Annotated in this window: 13 protein-coding genes; 8 read left to right on the top strand and 5 right to left on the bottom strand. The window is 62.8% G+C overall.

Translation table 11 applies throughout. The features are described from left to right. The 5 genes from KBT70_RS02325 to KBT70_RS02345 form a co-directional block, all read right to left on the bottom strand. The coding region (locus KBT70_RS02325) for an acyltransferase (RefSeq protein WP_296628320.1) at window positions 1-770 on the bottom strand (770 nt) is incomplete at its 3' end. Beyond that, a complete protein-coding gene (locus KBT70_RS02330; RefSeq protein ID WP_296628322.1) occupies window positions 767-2,056 on the bottom strand; it encodes a glycosyltransferase family 4 protein in 1,290 nt (429 codons plus the stop codon). The genes KBT70_RS02330 and KBT70_RS02325, both read right to left, overlap by 4 nt. A 10-nt stretch (window positions 2,057-2,066) precedes the next feature. Next, window positions 2,067-3,461 carry a hypothetical protein gene (locus tag KBT70_RS02335; RefSeq protein ID WP_296628324.1) on the bottom strand — a complete coding sequence of 465 codons (1,395 nt, stop codon included), beginning with the start codon at window positions 3,459-3,461 and terminating at the stop codon, window positions 2,067-2,069. Between the two features lie 211 nt (window positions 3,462-3,672). Further along, complete coding sequence (locus tag KBT70_RS02340) at window positions 3,673-4,362, bottom strand: sugar transferase (RefSeq protein ID WP_296628325.1); 690 nt, start codon at window positions 4,360-4,362, stop codon at window positions 3,673-3,675. Between the two features lie 905 nt (window positions 4,363-5,267). Further along, window positions 5,268-6,134, bottom strand: a complete 867-nt coding sequence (locus KBT70_RS02345; RefSeq protein WP_296628327.1) for a branched-chain amino acid aminotransferase — start codon at window positions 6,132-6,134, stop codon at window positions 5,268-5,270. Between the two features lie 165 nt (window positions 6,135-6,299). Between KBT70_RS02345 and KBT70_RS02350 the strand changes: the two genes are divergently transcribed. The 8 genes from KBT70_RS02350 to leuB form a co-directional block, all read left to right on the top strand. After that, complete coding sequence (locus tag KBT70_RS02350) at window positions 6,300-6,797, top strand: MarR family transcriptional regulator (RefSeq protein ID WP_296628330.1); 498 nt, start codon at window positions 6,300-6,302, stop codon at window positions 6,795-6,797. Then, window positions 6,794-7,495, top strand: a complete 702-nt coding sequence (locus KBT70_RS02355; RefSeq protein WP_296628332.1) for a response regulator — start codon at window positions 6,794-6,796, stop codon at window positions 7,493-7,495. Before KBT70_RS02350 ends, KBT70_RS02355 begins: the two co-directional genes overlap by 4 nt. Before the next feature lie 168 nt (window positions 7,496-7,663). After that, a complete protein-coding gene (locus KBT70_RS02360) occupies window positions 7,664-8,158 on the top strand; it encodes a hypothetical protein (RefSeq protein WP_296628333.1) in 495 nt (164 codons plus the stop codon). A gap of 305 nt (window positions 8,159-8,463) precedes the next feature. After that, on the top strand, window positions 8,464-9,867 hold the full coding sequence (gene leuC, locus KBT70_RS02365; protein ID WP_296628335.1) for a 3-isopropylmalate dehydratase large subunit: 1,404 nt from the start codon (window positions 8,464-8,466) through the stop codon (window positions 9,865-9,867). Continuing rightward, window positions 9,867-10,472: a 3-isopropylmalate dehydratase small subunit gene (gene leuD, locus KBT70_RS02370; RefSeq protein ID WP_296628338.1), complete on the top strand. Its 606-nt coding sequence runs from the start codon at window positions 9,867-9,869 to the stop codon at window positions 10,470-10,472. Before leuC ends, leuD begins: the two co-directional genes overlap by 1 nt. 334 nt (window positions 10,473-10,806) lie before the next feature. Beyond that, a complete protein-coding gene (locus KBT70_RS02375) occupies window positions 10,807-11,655 on the top strand; it encodes a hypothetical protein (RefSeq protein WP_296628340.1) in 849 nt (282 codons plus the stop codon). 11 nt (window positions 11,656-11,666) lie between these two features. Beyond that, window positions 11,667-12,701, top strand: coding sequence for an endonuclease/exonuclease/phosphatase family protein (locus KBT70_RS02380; RefSeq protein WP_296628343.1), 1,035 nt, complete (start codon window positions 11,667-11,669; stop codon window positions 12,699-12,701). Between the two features lie 78 nt (window positions 12,702-12,779). Then, on the top strand, window positions 12,780-13,516 hold a 737-nt coding region (gene leuB / locus KBT70_RS02385), incomplete at its 3' end, for a 3-isopropylmalate dehydrogenase (RefSeq protein WP_296628341.1).

Genomic DNA, 13,516 nt, shown 5'->3' on the forward strand with positions numbered 1-13,516 from the left:
AGCGTGCCCGCGACGGGCAAGAGCGCCTGCCAGCCGGGAAACCCCTCGGCCCGGATCAGGGTAATGCTGGCGAGGAGGAGCGCCACACCGGCCCATGAAAGCGCCGGGTGGAGGGCAAAGCGCGCCCTGCGTTCCTGCGCCGCGATGGCGAGAAGGACGCCCGCCAAAAGCTCCCATGCGCGGAAGGGGAAGAGGTAAAAGGCCGCCGTGGGCGAGCGGGGCGTGAGCCAGAGGCAGGCAGCAAGCGAGAGCGCGGCGAGGGCCGCGAGGATCATGGGCAGCGTGGGGCGCCACCGGACCAGAGCCAAGAGAACGAAAGGCAGCACGATGTAGAACTGTTCCTCGACCGCCAGCGACCATGTGTGCAAAAGCGGCTTTTCCTCGGACACGCCGTCGAAATAGCCCGCTTCACGGTAGAAATGGATGTTGGAGAGATAGACCGTAGCGGCGATCAGGGATTTGCCGAATTCGCGAAACTCGAACGGCAAGAGGATGAGCCAGCCCATCACCAGCGTCGCCGCCGCCATGGCGAAATAGGCGGGGGCCAAGCGGCGCAGGCGGCGCAGATAGAAGCGGGCCAAGCGGATGCGCCCGGTTTCGCGCAGGTCCGCCCAGAGGATGCCGCCGATCAGAAAGCCGGAGATGACAAAGAAGATGTCCACGCCGACAAAGCCGCCGGGAATGCCCGGCATCCCGAAGTGATAGAGCACCACGGACAGCACCGCGATGGCGCGCAACCCGTCGATTTCGGGGCGGTAGGCGGCGCTCATGCGGCGAAGACCTCGGGCAGCGGGGCCTTGGCCAGCAGGGCGTCATAGACGGCGCGAACCTGGCCTGCCTTGGCGGCCCATGTGGCCTGTTCCAGCACCCATGCGCGGCCCGCCTGCCCCATGGCGGCGAGGGCGGCGCGGTCGTGGCTGAGTGTCTCCAATGCCGTGGCAAAACCTGCGATGATCTCGGCCCGGCTGCCCAACGGCACCTTGAGCCCGCGCGCGGCTCTGACCAACTCGCCGGGGCCGGCGTAATCGACGATGAGGGGCGGCACGGCCAAGGCCATCGCCTCGAGCACGACGCCGCCGCCGAATTCGCGGATCGAGGGGAAGGCGAAGAGGTGGCAGGTGGCCAGCACGTCCTGCACGGCGCGATGCTCCAGCCAGCCGTGAAAGGTGATGGCATGGGTCACGCCATGGGCGTCGGCCTGCGCGCGCAAGGCGGGCATCATCGGCCCGTCGCCCACAAAATCAAGATGCAGACGCCCGGCGCGCAGCATCGGGGCCGCAGCCTCGATCAGCATATCGGGGCCCTTGTAGGGCACAAGCCGCCCGACGAAAGCCGCGCGCAGGGGGCCATCCGGCGCGGGTGCTGCGATGCGGGAAAAGCGGGCGGGGTCGATGGCGTTTTCGGGCAGATAGACGGTTTTGGCGCGCGCAAAACCGGGTAATTCGCCCATCGTGTGACGAGAGCCGGCAAAGATGGCGGCGGCATGGCGCAGGGTCGCGGCGCGGCCCGGCAGCGCCTTGTAGGCGCTGCGCAGATAGCTGAGGTATTCACGCTCGCGCCGCCGCTCGGCGTCAAAGCCTGCGGGCCATGGCACGCCGCCATTCAGCGGCCCAAGGACAAAGGGCACACCCGCGCGGGCGCATTTGCCCGCCAACGACGAGGAAATCGTCGGGCTGAGCGGGGTGATGCGATGCACGATGTCATAGCGCCCGGCGCGGATGGCCGCGCCAAACTGTTGCCACACCAGATGCTCGAACCACGGGTAGCTGATCGCGTTGATGACTTGCAGCGTGGTCCAGCCCCTGCCCTGCCCCATGCGCAGCCGCTCGCCCAAGGCCCAGAGGGGGCGGGCAAGCGCCTCGGAATCGATGGCGGTGAAGTCCTCGCCCTCGATGAGTCCCGCCCGCAAGAATGCGTCGCGGTTGCGAACCTGCGTGACGATATGCACCTCGGCCACGTCGCGCAAGGCGGTGGCCAGTGACCAGCCGACCAGCGGCACGCTGACCCATTCGGGATTGGCCGCCTCGGCAAGGACCAGCACGCGGGGGCGGGTCATGGCGCGCGCCTCACATGATCGGCCGCCAGCCCAGAGGGCGGCGGCGGGACGCGACAGGGCGCTGATGGCGCGCCGCCTCGGCGAGACCCAGCACCGCCCCGGCAAAGAGCCATGTCAGCGGCGTAAGCGTGGCATTGGGCAGCATGTCGATCAGGTTGATCGCCAGCAAGAGCGCCACCGGGCCAATCAGGCGCACATGGGCGGCATCGCCCAGACGGCGGCCATAGACCCAGAGCATCAGCACCGGAAGCGCGACAAGGCCGAATTCCGCGAGATACCCAACCCAGCCGAAAATGCCGATCAGGATGATCCAGCGCCCGTCGGTTACGGTCTCGATCACACCAGTGATGGGATTGAGGATATGGTTGCGCCCCCAACTGCCCCAGCCAAAGAGCGGCTTTTCAAGGGCGCGCTCCATCAGGATATCCTCGTTATCGAGGCGGAAGCGCAGAGAATTGGCGCGTTCAGGGTCAACTTTGGCGGCCTGTTCGAGAATCCAATCGACCGGGATCAGGCCTGCGCCCTTGAGCACGGGATAGGCAATCGCCACCACAGCCATCAGCCCCGCGATGCGGATTTGCATACGGGGGGGCAGGAAGAGGGCAAGCGGGGCCAGATAGACGCCATAGATCAGCGAACCCAGCGATTTGCAGAGCACCAGCACGCCGCCAAGATAGAGCGCCGCCAAGAGGTAAAAGATGCGCCGCCGCACATCGGCCTCGCGCGCCAGAGCGATGGCACAGGTCATGGCCATGACAGTGAAAAAGGCAACCCAGAGACCGTGATACATGAAAACGATGGGACGGAACCCGCCCGAGCGCATCATCTGTTCGAAACTGTGCTGGAAATAGCCATAGATCCAGATGTTGAGTTGGGGCGAGAGCCGCACTTCGAGAAGCATCGGCAGGGAATAGATCAGGCCGCCCAGCATCAGCGCCATCACCAGTTCGCGCAAGCCTTTGGGTGTGGCGAGATGTTGCCGCGCCAGAAGAAAGGGCAGGAGCAGGATGGTTTGCAAGAGAACGAGGGCCACCATATCCTTGAGCCCCAAGGCGGGCAGGCCGATGCGCCCGTAAAACACCGGCTCGCCATTGGTGAGGACTGTGGCCACCGGGCTGAGGATGAAGAGGGCGATCAGGATGCGCGCCGGAAGGGTTTGGGGCAAGAGCGGCGCGCGGGCCTTGGCATGAATGAGACAGATGACAAAGGTGGCAAGGCTGGGCAGCGATTCCTTGGTCAGGGGCGGCATCAGCGGGAAATCAAAGGCCGCAGGCGGCGGCGGCAGAAACATATAAGCGCCCAAAAGCGACCAGATGAGCGCACGCTCGACGGGCCATCGCCGGAACATCGCCAGCGTGATCAGCGGCCAGGCGGCCAGCATCAGATAGGCCAAGGCATTGGGCATGACGCGCCGGGCACCTCTTTGACTGTTTCGCCGGTCTGGCCGCAGGTCGCAGCGCGGCCCAGAGGGACCGGGTGGCAGGGTCAGCCTAAGTGCCAAAGCCCATAGATTTCAACTCATTCAGACTGCCGCGCGGGGATTTTGGCCGCAAGGTGCATCAATGCGCCAGTCGCGGCCAGATTGTCCGCGCGCGGGGCAAGGGCGCGCGGGGTTCTTAGCAGCCGGTTCCGGTCAAGACCACGCGGAAGGTGCAGAGCATCACGCGCAGGTCGGTCCACAAGGACAGGTCACGCAGATACTTTGTATCGAATTGTGCGCGTTCGGCAAAGCTGCTCTCGTTGCGCACGGAAATCTGCCAAAAGCCGGTGATGCCGGGGCGCAGGGCGTAATAGCCGCGACCGGGATAGAGCGCCTTTTGACTGGGCATCATGGGACGGGGGCCGACGATGGACATATCGCCCATCAGCACGTTCCACAGTTGCGGCAGCTCGTCGAGCGAGGTCTTGCGGATGAGGCGGCCAATCCGGGTGATGCGCGGATCATGGCGCAGCTTCTGGTGCTCGTCCCATTCCAGACGGCGGGCGGGATTGGCGGCGAGATAGCTTTCAAGCTGCGCATCGGCGTTGAGCACCATGCTGCGCAGTTTCCACATCCGGAAGATGCGGCCATTCTTGCCAACCCGGTCCTGCGCATAGAAGGGCGACGCGCCATCCCGTGCAATCAACACGCAAAGGGCGAGCACGACCGTGATCACGGCGGGTGCCGCAAGCAGGACGATCACAATATCCAGAACGCGCTTAAAAAAATGTCCGTAGACCTGAACCGATTTCAATCCGACAGTCGGATTTTGAATCAGATTCGCGTCTTCGCGGCGCAAAGGCACCGAAACAGATCGCAATGACATGGCAGCTCTCCCCAGAATCTCGAAACCCCAACACCGTTTACACATACCGCGCCGTGCCCGTTGCCGATGGGTGAGCCGATCTTTTGGCGCACCGTCGCAATTATGTCCGGAACGTGGCACAACTCGCGCCAGATTTCGGCAGGCTAGGACACACGTAATGCGTCACTTTGCGCATATGACTTCGGTCAGGCAACTCACCCCGAGGATACGACCGGCCAATGCCCCCACTGCCTGTCGTTTCCAGATTTACTAAGTATTCAGCTAACTTACTTGTAGATGCACCCTACCCCTGACCAAGTCAATAACCCCGAAAAAATACAACTCTGGGGTGTTTTGCCCCGATTTCGCTTCGCGTTCAAAAGCGACAAGTCCGCCAGCACGCGCCCTTGTTTTGCCGCAATGATCCCCGGTCATTTTGACCGGACCCGATCAGATCACGCCACATTTTAACCACAAATTGTCCCGCCGACTGTTGAGCGGATCACAGGCAGCGAGCAGAACGAAACGCCGGATTGTCCAGCCTCTCGAAACAACTCTTCGATACGCGGCGGATTGCCGCCGGGATAGGGGGAAAAATACCTCGTTGGGCCCCAATCGAGGCGGGCGACGCAGCGTAATGTTGCGGCACCGGAAACGACGGTGCGGGGCTGCGATGAACCGGGGTGGAGGCCGAAAACCCTGGAGGGCGCGACGCGGGCTTGCCACATTTCTGACACGTTTAAGGAGAGCGTTGCTGCGCCATTTTCGGGCGACTTGCACCGATGTGGCGTTAAATTCGCGCGAATCACCCGGTCAAGACGGCGTAAAAATACCAGAATCGGCACGAAAAACGCCGCCCAGTGGGACCGGGCGGCGATTGTGGCGATACTAAGGCCGGTGGTTTACCGCCGGTGTCGCGCCCGCGATCAGGCGCGCACGAGGGCCTCATAGGCCTGAGACACTTCGCGCGTCATGGCGCCCACCTCAAAGGTGTAATCGCCGATCTGACCCACAGGCGTCACCTCGGCGGCGGAGCCGGTCAGCCAGCATTGTTCAAACCCTTCGAGTTCCTCGGGCATGATGTGGCGCTCGTGCACCTTGATCTGGCGATCCTTGAGCATGCCGATCACGGTCTGGCGCGTGAGGCCGTTCAGGATGGCATCGGCAAGCGGTGTATGCACCTCGCCATCCTTGACGAAAAAGATATTGGCCCCCGTCGCCTCGGCCACATAGCCGCGATAGTCGAGGAACATCGCATCCGAGCAGCCCTTGGCCTCGGCCGCGTGTTTGGACATGGTGCAGATCATGTAGAGACCGGCGGCCTTGGCGGCGACGGGGATCGTCTCGGGGCTGGGGCGCTTCCATTTTGCGATGTCGAGCTTGGCGCCTTTCATCTTGGCATCGCCATAGTAATTTCCCCATTCCCAGGCGGTCACGGCCATGCGGATCGGGTTGCGCGCGGCGGCCACGCCCATATCGGGACCAGCCCCCCGGAACGCGACGACGCGGACATAGGCATCGGTCAGGTTGTTGGCGTCGAGCACGGCGCGCTTGGCGGCTTCGATTTCGTCCACCGTGTAGGGGATCGCCATGTCCATAAGCTCGCCCGATTTCAGCAGGCGTTCGGAATGGGCGCGGCTCTTGAAGACTTTGCCGCCATAGCAGCGCTCGCCCTCAAAGACCGAGCTGGCATAATGCAGCGCATGGGTCAGGATATGCACATTGGCATCCCGCCACTCCACCATTTTGCCATCCATCCAGATCTTGCCGTCCCGATCGTCATAGCCAGACATTTCCGCTTCCTCTTCGCGATGTTTGCATTTATTGCGTGTGATACGTCCGCCTCGGACATAATATTGCGCAAAAACTGAGATTCGGTAGCAGTTTGATCTTGGAATGTCAACAAAGCTGACTTAATATGAAACACGAGGCTCGTATATTGTGAACGGAGGGTGGGCATGGCCGAAATGCATGGCGGCGAAAACCTGTTGTTTCTCACCGACGAGCAGTTGCGTCAGGGCATCGAAGCGATGTTCTTTGCCTATCGCGGATTCACCGCCGATCCCGACCGTATCCTTGCCACCATGGCCTATGGTCGGGCGCATCATCGGGCGATCCATTTCATCGCGCGCAGCCCCGGAACCACGGTCAACAACCTCTTGGCGATCCTTGGCGTGACCAAGCAATCGCTGAACCGCGTGCTGCGCACGCTGATCGAGGATGGGCTGGTCGAGAGCCGGGTCGGCACCACCGACAAGCGCGAGCGACACTTGACCCTGACCGACGCAGGAGCAGCATTGGAGCGCAAGCTGTCGGATGCACAGCGCGCACGGATGCGCGCCGCCTATCGCGCCGCGGGCCCTCAGGCCGTGGCCGGATTTCGTCAGGTGCTGGAGGCGATGATGGAGCCTGAATTGCGCCGCCGCTATCACGCCATCCGGGAGAGTGACACATGACCGAGCCCGCCCCCCATCTGCTGATCGTGGATGACGACGAGCGTATTCGTGGCCTCTTGCGCAAGTTCCTGATGCGGCACGGTTTCCTTGTGTCGATCGCGCGCGATGCGGCCCATGCGCGGCGGGTGCTGGCGGGCTTGGATTTCGATCTGATCGTGCTGGATGTGATGATGCCCGGCGAGAGCGGTGTGGAATTGACCCGCGCGCTGCGCGCCACCCACAAGACGCCGATCCTGCTCTTGACCGCCAAGGGAGAGACCCCGGACCGGATCGAGGGGCTGGAGGCGGGTGCGGATGATTACCTGCCCAAGCCGTTCGAGCCCAAGGAATTGCTGCTGAGGATCAACGCGATCCTGCGTCGGATGCCCGAGCCCGAGCAGGAACCGGCGCAACCCAAGGTCGTGCATCTTGGGCCGGTGCGCTATGACATCGAGCGCGCGGAACTGAGCCGCGCGGGCAAGCCCGTGCGCCTGACCGCGACCGAGGTGCAGTTGATGCGGATCTTTGCCGAGAACCTGCGCAAGCCGGTGAGCCGCGCCAAGCTGGTCGAGGATCTGGGCCGCGACGGCGGGCAGGCGCAGGAACGCGCCGTGGATGTGCAGATCACCCGATTGCGCCGCAAGATCGAGAGCGATCCCAAGCAGCCGCGCTATCTGCAAACCGTGCGCGGCGAGGGCTATATGCTGTCGTCCGACTGAGCGCGGGCGCGCGAAACATTCCAAAATCACGATGTTTGCACGCATAAGTGACCGGCTGACACCAAACAATCGTTGAGCGCGTAGCCCCTGCGTGAAAGGCTCTGGCTGTTGGCACCGACATTGGGGCCGCAGAGCGATTTCGCAGGAGAACCGCACATGATTTTTTCCATGAAAACACCGCGTCTGGCCGTGCTGACCGCTAAGGTGCTGATGCTGGCAGGCGGGGCGATGGCAGCACCCGTGGCCGTCACCGCCGTGATGGACCCACAAGAAGAGATGCGGTTCGAGATGGGCGATGGCACACCGCATTTCGTTCTGGCCGTGCGCCGCGAAGGTGTGTCCGAGGGTGAGGGCGTACTGGCCGGGGCCAAGGTCACGGAATTCGGCTGGCATGACATTCAGCCGCCCTTGGGGGGCGATCCGCGCGGCTATCTGCGGTTCGAGGCGGAAAACGGTGATGTGGCGATCATCAAGTTCACCGTGCGCGCGGTGTTCATGAAAGGTGCCGACAAGCCCGCCTTGCATGATGACGGGTTCTGGGAATTGGTCAGCGGCACCGGGCAATTCGCGGACAAGCGCGGGGTTGGCGCGCTCAAGATCGAACCGGCGGGCGATCCCAAGCGGCTTTTCTCTCTGACGGGCGAGATTGGCGAGAAGCCCTGAGCGAACAAGGAAGGGGGCGCTGCCCCCTCACCCCGGATTTCATCCGGTGCTCCCCGAGGTATTTTTGGCCAGATGAAGCTGCGGGCGGCTCGGCATTGACCGTATCGCCGCACGCGACCCTCTTGATAGAGCGGCGGCGGCACTGTATCTGCGGTGCATGACACGGGTTTTCGACATGGATGATCGCGCGCGCCTGCCCTGGAGGTTCTTCGGGGCGATGTGCAGCATTACCGCGCGCCTATGAGGCGCGCCGCCCTTTCGTGACGTCTCTTAGCCAATCCAACCAGCAAAACGGGAGAGGACGCATGTCCCCCAAGACACTCTATGACAAGATATGGGATGCCCATGTGGCCCATGAGGCCGAAGATGGCACCTGCCTTCTTTATATCGACCGCCACCTCGTGCATGAGGTGACGAGCCCGCAAGCCTTTGAAGGGCTGCGGATGGCCGGGCGCAAGGTGCATGCCCCCGACAAGACCATTGCCGTGCCCGATCACAATGTGCCCACCACGCTCGACCGCGCCAATGCCGCTACCATGACCGAGGACAGCCGCATTCAGGTCGAGGCGCTGGACAAGAATGCGCGCGATTTCGGTATTCATTATTACCCGGTGTCGGATGTGCGGCAGGGGATCGTGCATATTGTCGGCCCCGAACAGGGCTGGACATTGCCCGGCATGACCGTGGTTTGCGGCGACAGCCACACCGCGACACATGGGGCCTTTGGCGCGCTCGCGCATGGCATCGGCACCTCTGAGGTCGAGCATGTGCTGGCCACGCAGACGCTCATTCAGCGCAAAGGCAAGAACATGAAGGTCGAGATCACTGGCAAGCTGCGCCCCGGTGTGACCGCCAAGGACATCACCCTGTCGGTGATCGGCGCCACCGGCACGGCAGGCGGCACCGGCTATGTGATCGAGTATTGCGGCGAGGCCATTCGCGATCTGAGCATGGAAGGCCGCATGACGGTCTGCAACATGGCGATCGAGGGCGGCGCGCGCGCGGGCCTCATCGCGCCGGATGAAAAGACCTATGAGTATGTCAAAGGCCGGCCCCATGCGCCCAAGGGTGCACAGTGGGAAGCCGCGCTCAATTGGTGGAAGACGCTCTATTCCGACGATGACGCGCATTGGGACAAGGTGGTGACACTCAAGGGCGAGGATATCGCCCCTGTGGTCACATGGGGCACCAGCCCCGAGGATGTGTTGCCGATCACCGCAACCGTGCCTGCGCCCGAAGATTTCAGCGGCGGCAAGGTCGATGCGGCACGCCGGTCGCTGGAATACATGGGCCTCAAGCCCGGTCAGAAGCTGAGCGACATCGAGATCGACACGGTCTTTATCGGCTCTTGCACCAATGGTCGGATCGAGGATCTGCGCGCGGCGGCGGCGATCCTGAAGGGCAAGAAGATTGCCGTGAAACGGGCGATGGTTGTGCCCGGCTCTGGTCTTGTGCGCGCGCAGGCCGAGGAAGAGGGGCTGGCGGATATCTTTATCGAGGCCGGGTTTGAATGGCGGCTTGCGGGCTGTTCTATGTGTCTGGCGATGAACCCGGATCAGCTCAGCCCCGGCGAGCGCTGTGCCGCCACGTCGAACCGCAACTTTGAGGGTCGTCAGGGCCGGGGCGGACGCACCCACCTGATGAGCCCCGCCATGGCGGCGGCGGCAGCGGTGACGGGGCATCTGACGGATGTAAGGGAGATGATGTGATGGAAAAGTTCGAGAAGTTGAGCGGTATCGCCGCCCCCCTGCCCCTGATCAATATCGACACAGATATGATCATCCCCAAGCAGTTCCTGAAAACCATCAAGCGGTCGGGCTTGGGTGTGAACCTCTTCGACGAGATGCGCTATGATGATGCGGGCAACGAGATCCCCGATTTCGTGCTGAACAAGCCGCAGTATCGCGACGCGCAAATTCTGGTGGCGGGCGATAATTTCGGCTGCGGGTCAAGCCGCGAGCATGCGCCTTGGGCGATCAAGGATTTCGGCATCCGCTGTGTCATCGCGCCGAGCTATGCCGACATCTTTTACAACAACTGCTTCAAGAATGGCATCTTGCCGATTGCCCTGCCGCAAGAGCAGGTCGATGTGCTGATGAAGGAGGCCGAGAAGGGCGCCAATGCGCGCATCGAGGTTGATCTGGAGGCGCAGACCGTGTCGACGTCGGAAGGTCAAGTCTTCAGCTTCGAGGTGGATGCGTTCAAGAAGCATTGCCTGCTGGAGGGGCTCGACGATATCGGCCTCACGCTTGAGAAGGCCGCGGCCATCGAGAGCTTTGAGGCGCAGGCGGCACAGGCGCGCCCCTGGGTCTGAACCGGCCCAAACAAGAGAAGAAAGACGCCGCGACACAGGTCGCGGCGTTTTTGTTTGGGCCTCGCCACTTGTGCCCACCCCAGAACATTCCACAAGATACAGTATTTACAGACCCTTACGCCACAAAGCTGAACCAAGTTTGATGCAATCCTGCACCACTTGCACCCTCAATCGGCCCTAAATCTTTCGTCTTATTAACCAAGGGCTTGTGGTGAATAGTGAAAGTAGGCAAAAATTGGGCGAGATTGAGGCAACCCGCCATAAAGTGTGGGGTCAAGTTGGCACAAGGGCGCGGCAGAGTATCGCGACCGTCCAAGTTGAAGGGGAAAGGGCAGTGTTTTCACTGATTCCAGGTGCGCTTGCGCGTGCCATACTGATTGCGATCCTGATCGCGACCCCCTCGTTGGTCGTGCCGTCCACAGGTGCGGATACCGCGCAGATCGTGATCGTGCTCTCGATCCTTGCGGGCTTCATGACCTTTATCGAATATTACGGCCAATATCCCAGCATCATCGAATTCCGCTTTGCCCCGCCGTTCAACCGCGCCAAGTTTTTCGCTTTGGCGGCCATCCTTGTGTCGCTGTCGATGATCGTACGCGGCACCACGGACCCGACCGGGGCGACCGAGTGGTTGACGCAACTCGGCCGCGGTCTGGGCGAGGCGATTGATTTTCCCTATTCGCCGGTGCGTCTGGTGGTGCTGATGATGCCCGCCGATGCCGATGCCGCGCTGATCGAGATGGTGCGGATCGCCTCGGGCATCTCTTACACGGTGTCGCTGGTGATGATCCTCTATTTCGTGACGCTGGTGCGGCTCTTGGGCTGGCCTGCACGGTCGGGGGCGTTCAATGTCTGGATCAACCTGCCGCTCTTTGATCCCACGGGCGGCGGCGATGTGCTGCACCGCTTGCGCCGGGATGCCGGTCTTAACATTGTGTTAGGGTCTTTGCTGCCATTCTTGATTCCAGCGGCGGTGCGCGCGGCCTCGGACATGATTGATCCGATTTCGATTGCGCAACCGCAAACCCTGATCTGGACGATGACCGCATGGGCCTTTCTTCCTGCCAGCATGCTGATGCGCGGCATCGCGATGAGCCGGATCGCCGACATGATCGAGGACAAGCGCCGCCGCGCCTATGCCGAGGGCGATGCGCTGACCGCCAAGGGGTTGCAGGGCGCCTGATCGCGGGGCTTCTGGCGCTCTTGATCTGTGTCCTGCCCGTGCGGGCGGATACGCTGCGACTGGCAAGCTGGAATGTGGATCTGGAGCGTGCCGGGCCAGGATTGCTCTTGCGGGATTTGCGGCGCGGCGCGGATGCGCAGATTGCGGCAATCGTAGAGGTGCTGGCGCAAACGCAGCCTGATATCCTGATCTTGCAGGGGGTGGATTACGATCTTGACCTCTTGGCGCTGAGCGCGCTGCGTGACCTCATCGCAGAGGGGGGCGGGCCGCGTTACGCCCATCTCTTTGCACGTGCACCCAACGCAGGCGTGGCGACCGGGATAGACATGGATGGCGACGGGCGGCGCGGCGGGCCGCGCGATGCCCAAGGGTTTGGCGCCTTTGCCGGTCAGGGGGGCATGGCGCTCTTGTCGCGCTATCCTGTGGAGGATGCGGGAGCACAGGATTTCAGCGGGTTTCTCTGGCGTGATCTGCCCGGTGCGCTCTTGCCGCGGAGGGACGATGCCCCTTTCCCCTCAGAGGCGGCGCAGGCGATGCAGCGCCTGCCGTCGCGTGGGCATTGGGTGGTGCCGGTGCTGCTGCCGTCGGGGCCGTTGCAGGTGCTGACCTTTCACGCCACACCGCCGGTTTTTGATGGGCCCGAGGATCTGAACGGGCGGCGCAACCACGATGAACTCCGGTTCTGGCAGCTCTATCTCGATGGCGCGTTCGGGCCGCCACCAAAGGCGCGGTTCGTGTTGATGGGCCATGCCAATCTTGACGCGCAACGGGGCGAGGGGCGGCCAGAGGCGCTGCGCGCGCTGCTGACCGATCCGCGCCTGCAAGACCCGCGCCCGATGCGCGCCGGGCCGGGAACGCAGATCGAGACCGTCGATTGGCCGGCCCCCGGCCCCGGCGCGCGGCGGGTGTCCTATATCCTGCCTGCTGCTGATCTGACCGTCACGGGGGCGGGCGTGCATTGGCCGCCCGAGGACACGCCAGAGGGGGCAGCAGCGGCCATAGCCAGCCGTCACCGGCTGGTCTGGGTCGATCTGAGCCTGCCGTAACATCGGGCTTTCTTGACCATTCCGGGGCTTGCGTATAGGCCAACGGGCAACGTCCAACGCAAGCCAAGGAAACGCCCCATGAGCAACCCATCGCTTCTTATTCTGCCCGGTGACGGGATCGGCCCCGAGGTCATGGCCGAAGTGGTCAAGATCATCGACTGGTACGGGGCCAAGCGCGGGCTGGTGTTCGACGTGTCCGAAGATCTGGTGGGCGGGGCCGCCTATGACAAGCACGGCACGCCGCTGCATGACGACACGATGGCAAAGGCGCAAGAGGTTGATGCCGTGCTCTTGGGGGCCGTGGGCGGGCCGAAATACGACAGCCTCGATTTCAGCGTGAAGCCCGAGCGCGGCCTTTTGCGCCTGCGCAAGGAAATGGACCTTTTTGCCAACCTGCGCCCGGCGCAATGCTTTGACGCACTGGCGGATTTTTCGAGCCTAAAGCGGGATGTGGTCGCCGGTCTCGACATCATGATCGTGCGGGAATTGACGAGCGGCATCTATTTCGGCGAGCCGCGCGGTATTTTCACCGAAGGCAACGAGCGTGTGGGCATCAACACGCAGCGCTACACCGAGAGCGAGATCGACCGCGTGGCGCGCGCGGCCTTCGAGTTGGCGCGCAAGCGGGGCAACCGGGTCTGTTCGATGGAAAAGGCCAATGTGATGGAATCGGGCGTGCTCTGGCGCGAGGTCGTGCAAAAGGTGCATGACGCGGATTATCCCGATGTGGAACTGAGCCATATGTATGCGGATGCAGGCGCAATGCAGCTCTGCCGCTGGCCCAAGCAGTTCGACGTGATCGTGACCGACAACCT

The sequence above is a fragment of the Roseovarius sp. genome (genome assembly GCF_018066915.1).
Taxonomy (GTDB): Bacteria; Pseudomonadota; Alphaproteobacteria; order Rhodobacterales; family Rhodobacteraceae; genus Roseovarius.